Consider the following 18,723-nt stretch of genomic DNA (forward strand, 5'->3'; position numbering starts at 1 on the left):
GGCGCCAACAGCGAGAGCTGTTCGGGGACAAGGCATTCGGTCGGTCCGCCGGGTGATCAGTGCCGAAGGCTGTGCCCGGATCGGGACCGGCGTACCCGGCGGGATCAGCCCGCGCGACGGCTGATCCCGCGGATGACCGTGTCCCGGGCGAGCTCCAGTGCGGCTCGTGTCCCGATACCGCGGATGATGTTCTCCGGCATCCACAGCACGTCGATGACACAGCGGGCCAGCACATCCGGCGGGATGGTGCGGAGCCGGATCTCGTCGTCGCGGATGCCCCGGACGAGCAGTTCCGCCAGTTGCCGCATGCGGCTGGTGAAGGCGTGGCCGGGATTGGGATCGTCCGGTGGTGAGTGCCGCATCCACGCCAACTGGACCTTCCATTCGTCGGGGAAGCGGATGACGGCGTTGATGTAGATCCAGCTGATGGCGTCGAGCTTCTCGATCGATGTCGCCCCGGATGCCATGACGGCGGCCGCCGCCGCGCCGGTCTTCTCGCCGAAGGCGTGCATCACCTCGGCGAGCGCGTCGTCCTTGGCGCCGATGACCCGGTACACGGTCGCGACGTTGACCCCCGCCTCGGCGGCGATATCGCGAAGGGTACTCACCTCGAAACTCTTGCGGCCGAACACCTTCAGGGCCGCCGCCCGGATACGCGCGGTCTTGTCCTGATCGCCGGTGCCGTCGCCGTCGCCCCAGCTGTGGACGACCCGGTCGGCGGCGGCGAAGGCCGCGGATCGATCCAGTTCCCCGGTGCCGGGTGCCCGGGTGGCCAGGCCGTCGGTCATGATGCGGCACAACACCGTTGCCACCTGCTCCGGTGCGGCGTCGCGGCGGATGACGTCCAGGCCGACGTGCAGCATGGCCTGGCAGAGGCGGTCGGCGAGTGGGGCGAGATCCAGATGTGGCCGCAGATAGCCACTCCACCGGCCCGCGCGCAACGTCTGCACCATCGCATCGATGATCTCGTCGCGCGGCCGGCCGAGCAGGTCGACGAGTTCGGGATCGTTGGTCGGCGCCTCGTAGAACGACATCTGCAGGGCGGCCCGGTTGCGGACCCCGCACTCGGCGATATCGATGCTCAGGGCGACGAGCTTGTCCTCGAGGGTCGCCCCGTCCTCGGCGTCGAGCCGGGCCGGTCCCCGCGCCCCCACCCGGGCCAGGTCCGCGTGATAGCGGCGGACCAGTTCGAGCAGCAGCGCGTCGCGCGAGGCGAAGTGATGGTAGAGGCTGCCGGTCAGGATGCCCGCCGCTTTCGCGATCTCCTGCAAGGAGGTTCGCAGGCCGCGGGTGGCGATGAGCGTTTCCGCGGTCCGCAGGATCTCCGCGCGCCGGGCGCTCTCCTCGGTACCGAGCACCGCAACACCTCCCGCCACGTCGGCCCGTACCCGGTCACCGGCGCCCGCCGCGGCGACGGCCCGGCGCTGCGACGTGGGATCTTCGCCCCCGGCAGGCTATCAAACCGGCCGATCGTCGAGGATTGCACCCGCCTGCCCGAAGTGCTCCAAACGGAATCACGCACCCGCGATGGCCGGTAACCGATTGGCTCACAGCGAATTCGGCACCGCATCGCCGCACCTTGACGGGCACTCGCACCCCGGACTAGTTTGCAACAAAAGTTAGGTACGCCCCGACGAGGCGATGACATGGCGGGAAGGCAGTCGATGTTCACCCTCCGCTTCGATATGCGCGCACCGGAATTCGGAGCGCCACCGGCCGCGCTCTACGGCGCCGCCGTCGACATGTGCGCGTGGGCGGAATCGCGGGGCGCGGCGCTGGCGGTCCTGTCCGAGCACCACGGCGCCGCCGACGGGCATCTGCCGGCACCGCTGCTGCTCGCGTCGGCGATCGCCGCGCGTACCCGCCGACTGCCGATTCTGCTTGCCGCCGTGGTCCTTCCGTTGCGGGACCCGGTCCTGCTCGCCGAGGAGATCAACGTGCTGGATCTGCTCAGCGGCGGCCGGGTGTCCTACGCCTTCGGCATCGGGCACCGCGCCGAGGAGTACGAGCAGTTCGGTGTCGACCTGCGGACGCGGGGCCGCCGGGCCGACGACCACCTGGCCCTGCTGCTGGATCTGCTCGACGGCCGGCCGCACGTCCGTGACGGCCGCCGGATCCACGTCACACCGCACGGCAAGACCGCGAGCGGGCCGACCGTCATGATCGCCGGCGGTAGCCGCGCCGCCGCCCGGCGCGCGGCACGGCACGGCCTCGGATTCGTCTCGCAGTCCCCGTCCGCCGAACTCGCGGCCTACTACCGCGCCGAATGCGTGGCGCACGGCCGTGCACCGGGTTTCGTGCAGACCGCGCGGCCGGAAGCGCCGACGGCCGTCTTCGTCGCCGACGACGTCGAGCGGGCCTGGGCGGATCTCGGCCCGCACCTGCTGCACGACGCCACCACGGCCGCGGCCTACCGCCCCGGCGACGAGGCCGTGGCGAGTATCTCCCGCGCCGCCACGGTCGACGAACTTCGCGACCCGCCCGGTCCGTATCGGGTGCTCACCCTGGACGCGGCCGCCGCCGCGATCCGCGCGGGCGGACCCCTGCCGCTGTTGCCGCTGTGCGGCGGTCTGCCGCCCGAAGTGGCCTGGACCTATCTCGAGAACGCCGCCACCGCCGTCGAACGCGCCCGCCGCGACAGCTGAGTCCGCGGTCCCGGAGGAAGGAACATCATGGAATCGACACCGACTCGGGTCGTCGTCTGGTCCACCGGCGGCGTCGGCGCGGTCGCCGTCAGCGCCGTATCCACCCGGCCCGACCTGGAACTGGCAGGTGTCTGGGTACACAACCCGGACAAGATCGGCCGGGACGCCGGTGTCCTGGCCGGCGGCCCGCCGCTGGGCATCACGGCCACCGGCGACGCCGCGGCGCTGATCGCCCTGAAACCCGATTGCGTCGTGTACGCCGCCAGCGGCCCACAGCGCGATACCGCGGCACTGCCGGACTACGAGCGGTTGCTGCGGGCGGGCATCAACGTGGTCTCCACGACCTCGACCGGGCTGGTGTACCCACCGGCGTACGTCCTGCCGCAGTGGCGGCAGCGACTGGAAAACGCGGCGCACGAAGGTAATTCGAGCTTCTACGCCTCGGGTATCTTCCCCGGCTTCGCCTCCGATCAGCTCGGGCTGCTGCTGGCGACCCAGTCGCGCGCGATCCGCACGATCACCCTGAGCGAGGTCTCGCTCAACGATCACTACCCGGTCGCCGATGTGATGATGGACGGCATGGGCTTCGGCCGGCCGCTGGATTTCGCACCGGCACTGAGCATTCCGGGCTATCTCGAGGCGGCGTGGAGCGCGCCGATCCGGCTGATCGCCGCCGGTCTCGGCGCGCGGATCGAGGAGGTCCGCGGCACATTGGACCGCCGGATCACCGACCGGGCCATCGAGGTCGCGTTCGGGACGATCGAGGCCGGGACCTGCGGCGCCGTCCGCACCCGCGCCGCGGGCGTGATCGACGGCCGGGAGGCGATCGTGGTCGAGCACATCATCCGGATGGCCCGCGATGTCGCCCCCGACTGGCCCAGTTCGGACTGCGACGCCACCTACCGCATCGATATCGACGGCGACCCCGACATCCACACCACGATGACCCTGGGCGCTCCCGCCGGGTACGGCGCGGGCCGGGCCGCGATGACCGCGACGGCGATGCGCGTGGTCAACGCGGTGCCCTACGTGGTCGCCGCGCCACCGGGACTGCTCAGCTCCCTGGATCTGCCGGATACACTGCCCCGCAACGTATTCCGAGAGATCACGGCGCACCCCGCCGGCGTACGAGAGCGTGAGGGATGACCGGTACCGCCCCGGCCCCGTTCGAGGCACGGATGCTGATCGACGGGCGACTCGTCGAGGGGCGCGCCGGCGCCTTCGACAATGTCGACCCGGCCACCGAGGAAGTGCTCGGCGCTGTCGCCGATGCCTCGGCCGAGGATGTGCACGCCGCGATCGACGCCGCGCGCCGCGCGTTCGACGACACCAGCTGGTCCACCGACCATCTGTTCCGGCGCACCTGCCTGCTGCAATTACAGGACGCGCTGGAATCCGAACGCGAGGAAATGCGCGAGGAGCTGATCCGCGAGGCCGGCTGCCCCCGCGCGCTCACCTTCGGCCCGCAGCTGGACACGCCACTCGACGACGCGCTCACCTGCCCGGCGGAACGGATCGACAGTTACCCGTGGCGCAGTTCGCTCGGCAGGGCCGGTGGTACGAATCCGATCCGGCAGGTGTGGCGGGAACCCGTCGGTGTGGTCGGTGCGATCGTGCCGTGGCACTTCCCCTTCGCGGCGGCCGTCCACACGCTCGGCCGGGCGCTGGCGACCGGCAACACGGTCGTCCTGAAGCCCGCGCCGGACACCCCGTTCAACGCCACCCGGCTGGGCCGAATGATCGCGGAGCACACCGACATACCCCCCGGCGTCGTGAACGTGGTGACCGCCTCGAGCCATCGGGCCGGCGAAACACTCACGCGGTCACCGAAAGTCGACATGATCTCGTTCACCGGATCCACCGCCGCCGGCCGGCGGATCATGGCGGACGGCGCCGCGACGATGAAGCGGCTGCTCCTCGAGCTCAGCGGTCGATCGGCGACGATCGTCCTGGCGGACGCGGATCCGGACCTGGGCCGTGCCGTCGGCCTCCACGCGGCCCAGGGCTGGGCGCATCCGACCCGGCTGCTGTTGCCCCGCTCCCGCTACGACGAGGGCGTGGCGCTGCTCGAGTCGATGTACCGCGACATCACCGCCGGCGACCCGCAGGACCCGGCCGTCCGCTGCGGTCCGGTCGTCTCGGCCGCACAGCGCGACCGCGTGCGCGGCCACATCCGCACGGGCATCGCGGAAGGCGCCCGGCTGCTGGTCGGCGGACCCGGGCAACCGGACGGGCTCGACACCGGATTCTTCGTCCGCCCAACCCTTTTCGCCGATGTCGACAGCGCCATGACCATCGCCCGGGAGGAAATCCTCGGTCCGGTGTCGGCCGTCATCCCCTACGACGGCGAGGACGACGCGGTGCGCATCGCCAATCACGGCCCCCACGGCCTGGCCGTGGGGGCTGTGATGTCGGGCTCGGTGGAGCACGCGCTGGCCGTCGCGGCCCGCCTGCGCGCCGAATCCGTCGGCGTCAACGGCACCGGGTACAGCGCCGACACACCGTTCGGCGGTTATCGGGCCGGTGGTGTCGGACACCGTTACGACACAGCCGGATTCGAGCAGTACACGGCGATCAAATCCGTGACCTACCCCGCACGGTGACGGGCCTCCCACGTCCAGGTCGGCCGGTCCGGCAGATTGCGCTTCGACGTCCGGATCGTGGTGTCGTCGGTTGCGCTCGGGCACAGGGCATTCCGGACCATCTGCCCGAATTGCCCACGCGTGAAGCCGAAGTCGACCGACACCTCACCGGCCGTGGTGAGGCAGACCGGCCTATTCGAGGTTCTCCGGACCCTCGATGAGCAGGCTGAGCGAACGCGCCAGCAGGCGCCCCTCCTTGCGGAACCGCAGGTGCGCGTCGCCGTGGGGCAACGGCTCGATGGCGGTCAGTACGACATGGCTGATCGACAGCCCGCGCAGGGCATGGAATACGAGGCTGTGTGTTTCCGTGTCGTGGGTGCCGGTGCCTTCGAAGACGCGGTCGATGAGTCGCCTGATCTCCGGATCGGCGCGCTGGTTCACGTCGAGCACGGTCTGCCTGGTCTGCGCCGAGGTGTTCGGGTCGTGACCGAGATTGAGCAGGACCTGAGCGAAAGCCAGGTAATCCGGCGACGCGTAGTACGCCGCCAGGATGTCGAAGAATTGCTCGAGCCGTTGCTGCACGGTCGATCCGGTGAGCTCGGCGGCCTTCAGATCCTCGGCGAGCCGGTTGCTGCCTTCTTCCAGTACGGCCAGCATCAGCTTTTCCCGGGTGCCGAAATGGTACTGGATTACTCCCCAGGTGACCCCCGCCCGATCCGCGATCGTATTCGAACTCGCCCGGTAGAAACCCTGTTCCAGGATGGTCTGGATCGCGGCCTCGATGACGTGCCGCCGGGTGTCTCGGTTCTCCTGCGCCGACTTCGCTGCCGACGCCGTGGATTGCTTCGGCGCCTGTCGCCGGGCGGGCGAATTCGGGCGGATCACTGGCTGGTCCTCGGCCTGCACAGCGGTCTACTTTACTGTGTCCGGTCGAGGGCGCGGGCGAACGTGTGGATAGGCTCCCGGTCGCCGGCATTGTTTCCGGCGCAGCTTGTCCGGAATATTTATACAATATTCGGTATGTTCGATGACTTCAGATTCGCTCGCGGCGCCGGGCACACGGTCGGCGGCCGGCGATGACATCCGATGCGGTGACCAGCGACAGCTCCGCGATCACGGTGACCGGGACCGCGCAACTCGAGGCGTGGCGGAGCCGGACCCTGCCGGCGGTCGAGCAGTTGGCCGGGGGAATCTGGTCGGTGCCGGTGCCCTTCCCGGACAATCCGCTGCGCTACACCCTGGCCTATCTCGTGCCGGGTACCGGCGGTGCGGTGGTCGTCGATCCCGGCTGGCGCTCCGAGGAGGGCTGGCAGGCCCTGGTGCACGGGCTGTGGGCCGCCGGGCTCGGGATCGACGATGTCGCCGGGGTCGTCGTGACGCACATCCATCCCGATCATCACGGGATGTCCGAACGACTGCGGGACGCCGCCGGCGCCTGGGTGGCCATGCATCCGGCGGAACGGGATTCGCTGCCCGCGCGCCTCGGGCAGCAGGATCGGCGGATCGGCTCGCGCGGGGAGATCGAGCGGTTGATGCTCATCGCCGGGGCGCCGGCCACCGAGACCGAGGCGTTCCTGCACATGCTCGATCAGGCCGACCGTCCCAGCTTCGAGGATCTGATCGAACCCGATGTCCTGCTCGAGGACGGCGATCCGGTCCCGCTGCCGGGCCGGCGGCTGTACGCCCGGTCACACCCCCGGCCACCTGTGCCTGCGCGAGCCCGATGCGCGGGTCCTGCTGACCGGCGACTGTGTATTGCCCCGCATCACACCGAATCTCGGCCTGCGGCAGGACGGCGCGTCACCGTTGCCGCAATTCTTCGACTCGCTGCGCCGGCTCGCGGACTACGACGACCACGAGGCGCTGCCCGCGCACGAATATCGTTTCGGCGGAATGGCATTGCGGTCCGAGCAGCTGCTCGATCATCACGATCGGCGCTGCCGGGAGATCGTGGCCGCGGTCGAGGCGATCGGCGACCCGACGATCTGGCAACTCGCCGAACGGCTCACGTGGTCGCGGCCGTGGGCCGAGGTCGGCCGGATGCAGGTGGCCGCGCTGGCCGAGACGATGGCCCACGTGGTGTATCTGGTCGATCGGGGGGAACTGGCGTGGTCGACGCCCGGCGGGCTGTTCGGGGGTGTGCCCCCCGCCCGGCTGTGCCTGGGACGAACTCGGATCAGTCGGCCTCGGGGCCGCCGATGATGCCGCGTGTGGTCAGCAACCCGACCACCTTCTCGGACTCGAGATGCAGCATGTCGACGAAGCCTTGTTCGGCGGCGGCGCCGTCATGATCCTTGACCGCACGCATGACGATGCGCAGGCCACGCTTCTGCAATTTGATCGCGTCGGGAACCTCGGCGAAATAGTTGCCGGGGATGATGCTGACCGCCATCAGCCGCACGGTCGCCGTGATCCGGCGCGATCCGGCGATCTGGAAGAGACGGGCGAGGAATTGCATGTTCAGCCGGGCGAACTCGTCCGGGTCGGTCGCGGCCTGCAGGGCGCGCTGTACCTTGCCCAGTTCGGCGATCGCCTCGTCGGAGCCGCGTTCGGCCGCGCGGCGGGCGCCGAAACCGTAGATGCGGCCCATCAATTCGTAGTGGTCGCGCGTGGAGTTCTCGTCGAGTCCCACGACGAACGCGCCGCGGTGCGGCTCGATCATCACCCAGCCCTCGCGGTCCAGCGCGATGACGGCCTCGCGGACCGGCACTCGGCTGACCCGCAGCTCCTCCGCGATCTCCAGCTGCGGGATGCGGTCGCCGACCCGTAGCCTGTTGTCGAAGATCAGGCGGCGAATGTATTCGGCGACCTGCTGGGAGCTGGTGGGGCGGGACAGCCCCTGAGACGGCACGCCGCCCTCGTCGAAGAACCGCAACGCTGAATTCGAGCCGGCGATGGTAGGTCTCCTTGTCGGCGCGCCGGACACGATGCCCGGCTGGATGATCCGCTCATTGAATATGCAATAAAATATACACAATCCGGTCCGGTATCGGCCATCGAGATGCTCCGCTGTCGAGACGGGCCGAGGCCGGGCCGAACTGTACGGACGAACCGAGGTGGTACGGATTTCGATCCGTGCCGCCCGACGGCAGGAGACGTCGGAATCGTGACGATGGAGACAACACCCGCGGACGCACCCCTGGCGGGCCTGCGGATCGTGGAATTCGCCAGCTACGTGGCCGGACCGTCGGCGGGAATGACGCTGGCGCAACTCGGCGCCGAGGTGATCCGGATCGACCCGCTCGGCGGCGCACCGGACTACCGGCGGTACCCCGTGTCGCGGGAGACCGGGGAGAGCCTGTACTGGACGTCGCTGAACCGCGGCAAACAGTCGGTGGAACTGGACGTCCGGTCCGCCGAGGGCCGCGAACTGGCCCTGGCCCTCGCGACCGCGCCCGGCGCCGGCGGCGGGATCGTGGTCGACAACGCGGTGGGCCGGCCGTGGTTCTCCTACGAGGCGCTGGCCGCGCGCCGGCCGGATGTGATCAAGGTGCACATCGGCGGCCGGGCCGGTGGTGGCCCGGCGGTGGACTACACGGTCAACACCGAGGTCGGCGTCACGGATCTGACCGGTCCGGCCGACACCCGCACACCGGTGAATCACGTGCTGCCCGCATGGGATCTGCTGGCGGGTTCGACCGCCACGACGGCGCTGCTGGCGGCCGTGCATCGGCGGGACCGGACGGGCGCCGGCGCGGATCTGCGGGTCGCCCTGGCCGATGTGGCGCTGGCCGGCGTGGCGAACATGGGATGGCTCAGCGAGGTTCGCGAGCGCGGGGACCGGGCCCGGCACGGCAATTTCATCTACGGCACCTTCGGTACGGACTTCGTCACCGCCGACGGCGGCCGGGTGATGGTGGTGGCACTGACCGGCCGCCAGTGGCAGGCCTTGTGCACGGCCACCGGAACGGCGAAAGTGGTTACGGCCCTGGCGGAATCGCTGGACGCCGACTTCGCCGACGAGGCCGACCGCTACGAGTACCGGGAGACGATCGCCGCGGTGATGCGCCCCTGGTTCGCGGCCCGCCCCACACCGGAGGTTGCCACGGCGCTGACCGAAGCGGGGGTGCTGTGGAGTCCGTACCGCCGAATGAGCGACGTGGTAGCCGATCTCGCGACCGGCGCGGCGAGTCCCGTTCTGGCCGAGGTCGATCAACCGGGTATCGGCCCGGTGATCTCCGCCCGCAGCCCGATCCGCGACGGCGACGGCTACGGACCCACCGCGGTCGCGTCGTCGTTGGGTGCGGACACCGCCGAGGTCCTGACCCGGGTGCTCGGGCTGTCCGAGCCGGAGGTGGCGGGTCTGCGTGCGACGGGTGTCGTCGGCGGGACCGGGTAGCGGAGCGGCGATCTACGCAGTGCCGGCGCGGTGAGCCGGGGTCAGGCGTGGATCTCGCGGTGGGCCGTTCGGATCTCCTCCTGAATTGCGGTGTGCAGTACGGCCAGTGCGTGGTCGACGTCGGCGGTCGCGATGGCGCCGTAGCCGAGGACGAGGCCGTCCGGGCCGTCGGTCATCCGGAATCGGGAGATCGGGAGGATGCCTACGCCGGCGGCTCGTGCGCGGGCTGCGACGGCGGCGGCGTCGACTTCGGGGTCGGCCCAGGCCGATACGTGGAGACCCACTGCCGAGGAGATGACGGTCAGGGTTTCGGTGAAGTGGGTGGTGAGCAGTTCCACGATGCGGTCGTGGCGGGTCTGGTATTCCCGGCGCATCCGCCGGATGTGCTTGGCCAGCAACCCTTCTTCGATGAAGCCGAGCAGTGCCACCTGGACGGGCTGGGGGGAGTGCCAGTCGGTCACGTACTTCGCGGCTCGCAGCGCGGTCCACAGTGGACCGGGGGCGGCCACGAAACCGACGCGCAGTACCGGGAGCATGACCTTGGAGAAGGTTCCGACGTAGATGACCCGGCCCGCGGTATCGAGGCTGTGCAACGGCTGGAGAGGTCTTCCGCCGTAGCGGAATTCGGTGTCGTAGTCGTCCTCGATCACCACCACGTCGCGGTCGCGCGCCCAGTCCAGCAGCGCTCGCCGGCGTTCCAGCGACATGGGCATGCCCAGCGGGAACTGATGGGACGGGCTGACGTAGACGATTCTCGTGCGGTCGGGCAGCAGGTCGATGCGCATGCCCTCCGAATCCACGTCGACACCGACCACTTCGGCGCCGAGGCTGCGAAACAGCTCGCGCACCAAGGGATAACAGGGGTTCTCGATGGCCACGCGGTCACCGGGCCGCAGCAGTACCCGTCCGACCATGTCCAGGGCCTGCTGGATGCCCTGGGTGACGATGATGTTCTCGGCCGTCACGTGCACGGCCCGTGAGACCCCGATGTGCCGGGCGATGGCCACGCGCAGTTCGGGCAGGCCCGCCGGGTCGATGGGCATTCCGCTGCCGATCGAGGAGGCCCGGTACGCCTGTGCGGTCAGGCGCCGCCAGGCCTCGTAGGGGAACAGGCGGACGTCCGGGATGCCCGGCCGCAGGTCGTAGGTCGGCGCGTAGGAGAAGAAGTTCGCGTCCGGCACCGTGATGTTCGCCCAGACCGGGGACGGTCGCACCGCCGTGACCTGCGTGGTCGCCGGGGCCCGGCCCGGCGGATGCGGGGTCGCCGCCCGGACGAATATGCCTGCGCCGACCCGGCTTTCGGCCAGCCCCTCGGCGACCAGCCGGTCGTAGCCGCCGGTCACGGTGTTGCGGGACACCGCCAGTCGGCGGGCCAGTTCGCGCGACGGCGGCAGCGGCTGCCCCGGACGCAGGCGTCCGTCCAGTACGGCGGCCTTGATCTGCCGGTAGATCTGACCGCCGAGATCTCCTCTGCCGGTGAGCGTGACGTGCAGGTCCACCGTCAGCCTCGACGAGGGACCGGCGTCACGACATGTGTGGCGGCCCAAGACCGCCCGGTATGCACCACGCCAACAGTAAAGCAGAGGTAAGGCCGGTCGGGCACGCCGAAGCGTGATCGACCGGCGTCGGAGCAGCAACTTCTCCGGTAGAGCCACGTTTTCTCCGGTCAAGCCCCATTGCGTCCGCGCGGCGCGCTGACCAGATAAGGCGCTACGCTGCTCAACTTCTCACATGTCTCCTCGAACTCGCGCTCCGGGCCGGACGCGGCGATGATGCCCGCACCGGCCCGCAGCCAGGCGGTGTCGCGGTCCTGGTACACCGCCCGCAACACGAGCGTGGCCTCCAGCGCGCCGCTGCCCGAAAGCATCACCACCGCACCGGAATACAGTCCGCGCGGGGAATCGTGGCGGAAGACGGCGTCGACACCCGCCCGCTTGGGAATGCCGGACGCGGTGACCGACGGGAACAACGCCTCCAGGGCGTCCCACGGTGTCCGGTGCCGGGCCAGCCTGCCGCGCACGGTGGAGGCCAGGTGCTGGACGCTGCCGCGCTCACGGACCGCCATGAAGTCGGCGACCGCGGTGGTGCCGGGTTCGGCGATCGATACGATCTCGGCGAACGACGTCTTCACCGACACCGCGTGTTCCACGATCTCCTTCGGGTCCGACTCCAGGCTGTGGCGGGCGGCCAGATCCGTTGCGGCGCCGCGTCCGAGCGCGCGGGTGCCCGCCAGCGGCTCGGTGGTGACCACACCTTCGTCGTCGACGGAGACCACCAACTCCGGGCTGAATCCGGCCGCCGCCAGCTCGCCGAGCCGGAGCAGGAACGATCGGGCCGGAGTGTTGTGTGCCCGGCCGAGCCGGTAACTGGCCGGCAGGTCCACGCGGAACGGCAATTCGACCCGGCGCGACAGGATCACCTTCTGGTAGCGGCCCGAGGCGATTTCGCCGACCGCCGCCGCGACCCTGGCCCGGTAGTCGCTCGGGTCGGCGCGGATATCGGCCGGATGTGCGGGCGGCAGCGGGCCGGCGGGCGGGGTCAGCAGTTCCACGATCGTCTCGATCTCGGCGGCCGTCGCACCGTTCACGGTCGTCTCCGATTCGGTGACCGTCACCTCGATGCGCGGAATGATCAAGTGCGCCAAGCGAGTTCCGCTGTGGAGATACTCCTGCGCGCCGAGCGGGTAGGCGCAGAACTCGAAGGCGATCCAGCCGTACGCGGTGCCCGAGGCCCCGGCGCCGCACACCGCGCGCAGCGAGTCGAGGGCTCGCTCCAGGGCCGCGACGGGCCGGCCGGTCCACCGTTCCCGGGTGAGTTCACCGCCGGCGGTGACTCGTGCCTCGTCCGAATCCAATTCGACGTGCCCGAGCGGCGCGGCCGCGAAAACCCAGGTGCCGGGCCGTTCGTAGACGACGTGGTCACCGAACCGGCCCGAGTCCGCCAGCCGTGACACGGCGGTCACGGGATCGAGTGTGGTGTGCAGGCGCAGAGATTCGGGGGCGGTCACGTGGTCCTCCATGTCAGAGAGTTGGGTCTGCGCCGGTCGATTCCGCGCTGAGCAACCGGTCGATGAGGTCGCGGACGGCGGTCAGCGACGTGAGCGAGGCGACTTCGGTCTCCGAAATCGTGAGGTGGTAGTGCTCTTCCAGCCTGGTCAGGAGTTCGAGCCGGAGCAGTGAGTCGACACTGAGCTCGTCCGCGAAGTCCGCGTGGTCGTCGATCTCGTCGGCGGGCAGTTCCAGGACGCGGGCGACCAGCTGCCGCAGGTCTTCCGGATCTACGTGTCCCGCAACGTTTTCCGTCATGATTCCTCCAGCTCGGGGGCCCCGGCGTGTTCGTGGACCGGGTGGCACCCGGCGGCGTCCGGTGGGTACAGGCGCAGGGTCACGGCATCGCCGTCGGGCCGCGCGCAGGTGGCGTACACCGGTCGCGGCTCGCCGCGGTCGAAATGCGCTACCGCCGCGGCACTCTGGAGCACGCCGAGCGCACCGGAACACTCCCCGAAACGCCGGGCCGGATCCGTCGCCGGGATCGGGGACTCGATCTCCGAGGACAGGCCCGCTGAGGTCAGCCACAGGCCCGGCGCGGGGCTCGCCACGCGCAGCGCCGCGGCCAGGGAATCGAGAGTGTCCGTGCGGAAACAGTTTCCGACGACGGCCCGCACGATCGCGCGTCGATTCCGCGCGTGCGCAGCGGTTTCGAGAATCAGGGCCGCGGCGCCGTCCAGGATCGGTTGCTCCGGGCCGATACCGAGCAATCCGCGCACCGGCTCGGTGTCCGGTTCGACGCCGACGACGACCGCCGTATCGGCGCGGCCGGCCCGGATGAGCGTGGCCGCCCAGTGCAGCGCGTCCAATCCGCCGGTGCGGCCGCTGCACAGGGTGATGTTCGGTCCGTGCAGCCGGTGCCGGATCGCGATCCACCCGGCGATGGCGTTCGACGAGACATGCGGCAGGCCCAGGGGACTGAGGGCGGCGGTGGACTGTTCCGCGATGCGATCGGTGAAGTCGCAGACACTGTCGAGGTTGCCGTGATTCGAGCTGACCACCGTGGCCGTGGTGCCGGCGGTCTCCACCGGATCGGTCGGCAGGCCGGCGTCGATGAGTGCCCGTTCGACCGCGCACAGCGCGAGCCGCGACGCACGATCCTTGTGCCGCAACCGCCGTCCGCCGAGGTTCGGCTCGGCCGTCGGATCGAGAGTGTCGGCCGCGAGCAGATCGGCGTTCGCCGGAAGTCCGCTGACGGTCAGGCCGACTCCGGTGACCACGACCGTCGAGCGCGTCACGGCGTCCCCTTCTCGATCACCGCGACCGCGTTGATGCCGCCGAAGCCGAAGGCATCGATCTGCGCGATCACCGGATTCGCCGGTGCGGCATCGCGAATCAGATTCAGCGTGGCCGCCTCGGCGATCGGATCGGTGAGGCCGAGAATCGGCGGCACCGTACCGCGGCGCATGGCGACCGCCGCCACGATCAGGCTGAGCAGGCCGGACCCGCCGAGGGTGTGCCCGGTCATCGATTTGATCGCGGTCATCGCGGGAGCCGGGGTGATCGCGCCGAAGACATCGGTCAGCACGGACGCCTCGACGGCGTCGTTGAGCTGGGTTCCGCTGCCGTGCAACATGACCAGGTCGATGTCGGCGGCGTCGACGCAGGCCCGTTGGTGCGCGTCGGCGATGACGTCGCGGATGCGCAGCGGGTCCGGCGCGGTGGCGTGGAGCGCGTCGCAGTTCATGCCGACCCCGCGCAGCCGCGCGTGCCGTCCGCCGGCGCCGGCCCGGCGCAGCACGACCGCCACCGCACTCTCACCCATGATCATGCCCGCGCGTCCGGTGTCGAACGGGCGCAACGCATCCGGCGTCCGGGTCTGGACGCGATCGATCGTGCCGAAGGCGCTCTCGCTGAGCGAGTCGGTACCCGCGACGATCACGGTGTCGGCGAGACCGAGCTCGATCGAATCGGCGGCCATGCCCAAGGCGCACAACGACGCCGCGCAGGCGCAGGCGATCGTGTGCACCTCGCCGACCTGGGGGATGTCCCGCAACGCGGCCGCGAAGTCGAGCCGGTCGGGGTCCAGCGGCTCCGCTGTCACGGCGGCCTCGCGCCACCACAGCTCCGCGGATCGGTGTTCCCGCAACGTGGTTCCGACCATCACGGGATACCGCGCGGTGTCGGCGGCCATCCCGGCGTCGGCCAGCGCCGCCTCGACGACGGTGTGCAGCCAGCGGGTCGCGCGGAACGGCCGGTCGCCGCCGTCGCCGCGGTCGTCGATCTCGTACGCGTGACGGGTCCGGTACTTCGCGGCGTCGAATGCGCGCAACGGCCCGATTCCGCTGCGGCGCAGGCACAGTGCGTCGAAGATCTCCTCGGGTGTCGTCCCGATCGAGGCGACCGCCGCCATGCCGGTGATGTCCCAGGACATCAGCTCGCCCCGATCGTCCGGAGCCGGTTGCGCGCGAGCTTGCCGGTCCACGTGGTCGGCAGGGCGTCGACCATCTCCACCCGGCCGGGACGCTTGAACGACGCGAGATCGCCACGCAGGGAGGTCATCACGGCCCGTCGTACGGCACCGGGCTCGTGGTCGCGCTGCGGGACGACGAACGCCACCGCCTGCTGCAGGCCGTGATCGTCCTCGATCCCGACGACCGCGCAATCGCCCACCCCGGCGACGGCACGGATCACGACCTCGATCTCGGCGGGGGAGACCTTGTACCCGCCCAGGTTCAGGAAGTCGTCGGCCCGGCCCAGGTACCGGATCGGACCGCCGCGTGCGCGCCGGACGATGTCACCGGTGTACGCGCCGCCGTCGGCGAAGGTCTCCCTGGTCGCGTCGGGCCGGTCGAGGTAGCGGCCCGCGACCGATGCGCAGGCGATGTGCAACCGGCCCTCGACCTCCTCGCCGTCGGGGAGGTCGTCGTCGAGTATCCGGCCGTCGCGGTCGCGCAGCGTGGCCGTCACGCCGGGAACGGGCACGCCGAGGGTGCCCGGCGCCGGATCGGCGGGTGTGGTCGCGACCACGATGTAGAGGAGTTCGGTGGTGCCGAGGCTGTTCACCAACGGCACGCCGAGGCGTCGCATGGTTCGCTCGCAGAGGTCGGCCGGGAGCGCCTCGCCCGCGGACACTGCCAGGCGCAGCCGGCTGTCGCGGGCGTCGAACGAGTCCGCGAGACCGGCGTAGAGCCGCGGCACCGAGAACAGCACGGTCGGCCGGTGCCGGTGCAACGCGGTCGCGACGATCTGGGCATCCACCGCGCCGTCGATCAGCACGGTGGTGGCGCCCGCGCTCAGCGGCAGCAGCAGCGAATTGCCGAATCCGTACGCGAACGAGAGTTTCGCCGTGGACAACACGACATCGGCCGGGGTCAATGCGGCGACGCGGCCGAATCCGGCGGGGACCGACAGCAGGGCGCCGGCCCGGTGCGGCACTCCCTTCGGCACGCCGGTGCTGCCGGAGGTGTACTGCAACAACGCTTCCCGATCCGGCGACCACCGCGCCTGCGGCGGCGGTTCGGGCACCGTGGCCGAATCGCGTTGCCGGAGGATCAGTTCGCGGAGGCGATCACCGTCCAGTCGCGCGGTGTCCGGCAGCACCGCGGTGACCGCGTCCCGCCGCCGCGCGGGTACGTCGAGATACCCGAACGCCACGCCGCTGTCGGTCGCGATGAATCCGATGTCGGTGTCCGACAACGCCGGATTCACCGGCACCGCCGCGCAGCCGTGCCACCAGAGCCCGAGAATCGCCACCACCGTCGTCACCGCGTCGTCCGCGAGGACCAGGCCGCGACATCCCCGCGCCACTCCGGCCTCCGCGAGCAGGGCCGCGAATGCGCCTGCCGCGGTGAACAATTCGGTGTAGCTGACGTTGCCCAGGGCCGAGTCGACATAGGCCACCGCGTCGCGGCGCGGCGAGTCCAGATGTTTTCCGACGAAGTGATCGACGAGATTCATTCGCGTGCACCAGCGGCGGCGCCGACGACCGCCAGCGCGTCGTTCAGCGAATCCATCTTCTCGACCGAACCGTCGGTCAGCCGCACCGAGAATTCGCGTTCGATGCGGCCGAGAATCTCGGCCTTCTCCAGCGAGGACGCACCCAGATCGTCGTAGAAATGGGCCTGCATATCGATCCCGCCGGGCTCCGTCTCGAGCACCTCGGCGGTAATGGTCCGCAGCCGTTCACGATTGTCGTCATTGTCGTCGTAGCGCTCTTCGGATGCGACCATCACAGTATCCCGGTAATTGTTCGTTGCAGCGTCGAACAAACCCGGCGGTGGGGGACGACACCGTAGTGGACAACGATATTGCCGACGGCGCCGGGCGTTTGCCCGGGCCATTCGATCCAACATCAATTTCTCGTACGGCATGCACCATATAATTTCCGGCCGGTAGGGAACAGTGCCAATATCGGCCGATCGCATTGGTCCGGTCGGTGCGCGGCCGGACTCCTCAGCCGTGGAGGGTGAAGTACGCGAGGCTGCCGAGGCCCGCGACCAGACTGTAGAGCGCGAACGGCGTGAGGGTCTTGGTCTCGAAGTACGCGGTCAGGAACTTGACCGAGAGGTAGGACAGCACACCGGCGACGACCGAACCGGCCAGGGCCGGGCCGAGGATGTCGTGATTCTCCGGGGTGAACAACTCCGGCGTCTTCAATACCCCGGCCGCCAGGATGACCGGGGTGGCGAGCAGGAACGCCAGGCGGGCCGCGTCCTCGTGGCGCAGCCCCTTGAACAACCCGGCGGCGATGGTCGCGCCGGAACGGCTGATCCCGGGGCACAGCGCCGCGATCTGCGCCGAGCCGACGAGGACCGCGTCGGTGACGGTGAGCCGCGACAGTCGCACGTCCGAGGCCCGGTCGGGGTCGGTGACCGGCAGGACCATGGTGTCGGCGGCGGACAGATCCGCGCCTGCGCCGGCGGGTGCCGGGACGTCGGCGCGGGGACGGCGGCGGCTGCGCAGTCGCTCGGCCGCGAACAGGACAATTCCGTTGAGCGCCAGGAAGATCGACGTCGGAATCGGGGAGCCGAGGTGGTGCCGGATCGTCTTCTCCAGGAGCAGGCCCGCCAGCCCGACCGGGATCGTGCCCACGATCAGCAGCACGCCGAGCCGGGCCTCCGGTGTGCGGATCCGGCGGGTGCGGGCGACATCCCACAGGCCGCCGAGGATCCGCACCCAGTCGCGCCGGAAGAAGATCACCAGCGCCAGCGCGGTGGCGACGTGCATCGCCACCAGCAGCGCCAGATACGGCGAGCCCTCGGCGGACATGTCCAGATCACGGGCCCATTGGCCGCCGAGCCACGCCGGCAGCAGAATGCTGTGCCCGAGACTCGAGATGGGGAACAGTTCGCTGACGCCCTGCAGCGCGCCGACGACGATCGATTCCGTATAGGTGACAGTCATGCACTTTCCTGTGGTGGGTGGGACGGGTTGCCGGACGCTGTCTGCCTACTGCTGTGCCGCCGCCGCGGCAGCCGCTCGCCGCCGCCGGTACGCCACGACCACGGCGGCGAGGATCGCCAGCCCGGCGACGGCGGCGACGAGGTAGCTCGGGCCGCGCAACACGTCTTCCAGGTGGTGCCAGTTCGCGCCGACGCCGTAACCGGCCAGCGCGAGGGCGGCGCTCCACGGCAGGCAACCGGCGAGGGTGTAGAGCCCGAAGCGTCCCGCGGGCATACCGGCGATGCCCGCGGGCAGGGAGATGAACGTGCGGATGCCGGGCAGTAGCCGGGCCCAGAACACCGAGGCGGCGCCCCGCCGGACGAACCAGTCCTGGGCACGGTCGATGTCGTCGGGGCGCAGCAGGATGTAGCGGCCCCAGCGGTGCAGGGCCGGTCGGCCGCCGTAGCGGCCCGCCAACCAGGCCAGATAGCTACCGACGAGATTGCCGAGGGTGCCCGCGGCGATCACCGCGACGATGTTCGGGTGCGGACCGGCGACGGCACCGGCGGCCAGCGCGCCGCCGAGCAGCATCGTGATCTCCGACGGGATCGGGATGCACGCGGATTCCGCGGCCATCAGGACGAATACGGCCAGGAGGCCGTAGGTGACGATCAGATGCTGCATATGCTCGTAATTCCTTGTCCGGCAATGGTATTGGACAGTGGGTGGGGGTTGCCCCGCGGTGCCGCGGGTGTGCGGCCGGCCGCGTGCACACCATCGCAACT

At 70.2% G+C, this 18,723-nt stretch carries 16 protein-coding genes and 1 pseudogene; 5 read left to right on the plus strand and 12 right to left on the minus strand.

What is annotated here, in order from left to right:
* Positions 1 to 104: 104 nt before the first annotated feature.
* The gene (locus tag G361_RS0101755) at positions 105 to 1,358 is read right to left on the minus strand and encodes a TetR/AcrR family transcriptional regulator (RefSeq protein ID WP_019925324.1); all 1,254 of its coding nucleotides are present in this window, start codon (positions 1,356 to 1,358) and stop codon (positions 105 to 107) included.
* Positions 1,359 to 1,664: 306 nt separating this feature from the next.
* On the opposite strand from G361_RS0101755, the gene G361_RS0101760 reads away from it, so the two are divergent.
* From G361_RS0101760 to G361_RS0101770, 3 genes are read left to right on the plus strand one after another with little or no spacing between them, the layout of a single operon-like run.
* Positions 1,665 to 2,645 carry an LLM class flavin-dependent oxidoreductase gene (locus tag G361_RS0101760; protein ID WP_019925325.1) on the plus strand — a complete coding sequence of 327 codons (981 nt, stop codon included), beginning with the start codon at positions 1,665 to 1,667 and terminating at the stop codon, positions 2,643 to 2,645.
* A 27-nt stretch (positions 2,646 to 2,672) separates the two neighbouring features.
* Entirely contained in the window at positions 2,673 to 3,791 is a 1,119-nt protein-coding gene (locus G361_RS0101765) for a hypothetical protein (protein ID WP_019925326.1), read from the plus strand.
* A complete protein-coding gene (locus G361_RS0101770; protein WP_019925327.1) occupies positions 3,788 to 5,248 on the plus strand; it encodes an aldehyde dehydrogenase family protein in 1,461 nt (486 codons plus the stop codon). The genes G361_RS0101765 and G361_RS0101770 overlap by 4 nt, the downstream gene beginning before the upstream one ends.
* Before the next feature lie 171 nt (positions 5,249 to 5,419).
* Here the strand turns inward: G361_RS0101770 and G361_RS0101780 are convergent, their stop codons facing one another.
* The gene (locus G361_RS0101780; protein ID WP_196814385.1) at positions 5,420 to 6,112 is read right to left on the minus strand and encodes a TetR/AcrR family transcriptional regulator; all 693 of its coding nucleotides are present in this window, start codon (positions 6,110 to 6,112) and stop codon (positions 5,420 to 5,422) included.
* Positions 6,113 to 6,303: 191 nt separating this feature from the next.
* On the opposite strand from G361_RS0101780, the pseudogene G361_RS51695 reads away from it, so the two are divergent.
* Positions 6,304 to 7,429: pseudogene (locus tag G361_RS51695) on the plus strand (MBL fold metallo-hydrolase).
* Here G361_RS51695 and G361_RS0101790 read toward each other — a convergent pair.
* Complete coding sequence (locus G361_RS0101790) at positions 7,404 to 8,102, minus strand: GntR family transcriptional regulator (protein ID WP_019925331.1); 699 nt, start codon at positions 8,100 to 8,102, stop codon at positions 7,404 to 7,406. The pseudogene G361_RS51695 and the gene G361_RS0101790 sit on opposite strands and share 26 nt — an antisense overlap.
* Positions 8,103 to 8,339: 237 nt before the next feature.
* On the opposite strand from G361_RS0101790, the gene G361_RS0101795 reads away from it, so the two are divergent.
* Positions 8,340 to 9,566, plus strand: a complete 1,227-nt coding sequence (locus G361_RS0101795) for a CoA transferase (RefSeq protein WP_036494345.1) — start codon at positions 8,340 to 8,342, stop codon at positions 9,564 to 9,566.
* 41 nt (positions 9,567 to 9,607) lie between these two features.
* Here G361_RS0101795 and G361_RS0101800 read toward each other — a convergent pair whose 3' ends face one another.
* From G361_RS0101800 to G361_RS0101840, 9 genes are all read right to left on the minus strand, one after another.
* The gene (locus G361_RS0101800; protein WP_019925333.1) at positions 9,608 to 11,065 is read right to left on the minus strand and encodes a PLP-dependent aminotransferase family protein; all 1,458 of its coding nucleotides are present in this window, start codon (positions 11,063 to 11,065) and stop codon (positions 9,608 to 9,610) included.
* A 167-nt stretch (positions 11,066 to 11,232) separates the two neighbouring features.
* Positions 11,233 to 12,585: a salicylate synthase gene (locus G361_RS0101805; RefSeq protein ID WP_019925334.1), complete on the minus strand. Its 1,353-nt coding sequence runs from the start codon at positions 12,583 to 12,585 to the stop codon at positions 11,233 to 11,235.
* A gap of 1 nt (position 12,586) precedes the next feature.
* A complete protein-coding gene (locus tag G361_RS0101810; protein ID WP_019925335.1) occupies positions 12,587 to 12,871 on the minus strand; it encodes an acyl carrier protein in 285 nt (94 codons plus the stop codon).
* Positions 12,868 to 13,851 carry a beta-ketoacyl synthase N-terminal-like domain-containing protein gene (locus tag G361_RS41870; protein WP_019925336.1) on the minus strand — a complete coding sequence of 328 codons (984 nt, stop codon included), beginning with the start codon at positions 13,849 to 13,851 and terminating at the stop codon, positions 12,868 to 12,870. The genes G361_RS0101810 and G361_RS41870 overlap by 4 nt, the downstream gene beginning before the upstream one ends.
* Positions 13,848 to 14,987: a beta-ketoacyl synthase N-terminal-like domain-containing protein gene (locus tag G361_RS0101820; RefSeq protein WP_026342594.1), complete on the minus strand. Its 1,140-nt coding sequence runs from the start codon at positions 14,985 to 14,987 to the stop codon at positions 13,848 to 13,850. The genes G361_RS41870 and G361_RS0101820 overlap by 4 nt, the downstream gene beginning before the upstream one ends.
* On the minus strand, positions 14,987 to 16,513 hold the full coding sequence (locus G361_RS41875) for an AMP-binding protein (protein ID WP_019925338.1): 1,527 nt from the start codon (positions 16,511 to 16,513) through the stop codon (positions 14,987 to 14,989). Before G361_RS41875 ends, G361_RS0101820 begins: the two co-directional genes overlap by 1 nt.
* Positions 16,510 to 16,785 (minus strand): acyl carrier protein, encoded by a 276-nt coding sequence (locus G361_RS50080; protein WP_019925339.1) that lies wholly within the window; start codon positions 16,783 to 16,785, stop codon positions 16,510 to 16,512. Before G361_RS50080 ends, G361_RS41875 begins: the two co-directional genes overlap by 4 nt.
* A gap of 223 nt (positions 16,786 to 17,008) precedes the next feature.
* Entirely contained in the window at positions 17,009 to 17,959 is a 951-nt protein-coding gene (locus G361_RS0101835) for an undecaprenyl-diphosphate phosphatase (protein ID WP_019925340.1), read from the minus strand.
* 45 nt (positions 17,960 to 18,004) lie between these two features.
* Complete coding sequence (locus tag G361_RS0101840; RefSeq protein ID WP_019925341.1) at positions 18,005 to 18,622, minus strand: DedA family protein; 618 nt, start codon at positions 18,620 to 18,622, stop codon at positions 18,005 to 18,007.
* Positions 18,623 to 18,723: the final 101 nt, after the last annotated feature.

Source organism: Nocardia sp. BMG111209, from assembly GCF_000381925.1.
GTDB lineage: Bacteria > Actinomycetota > Actinomycetes > Mycobacteriales > Mycobacteriaceae > Nocardia.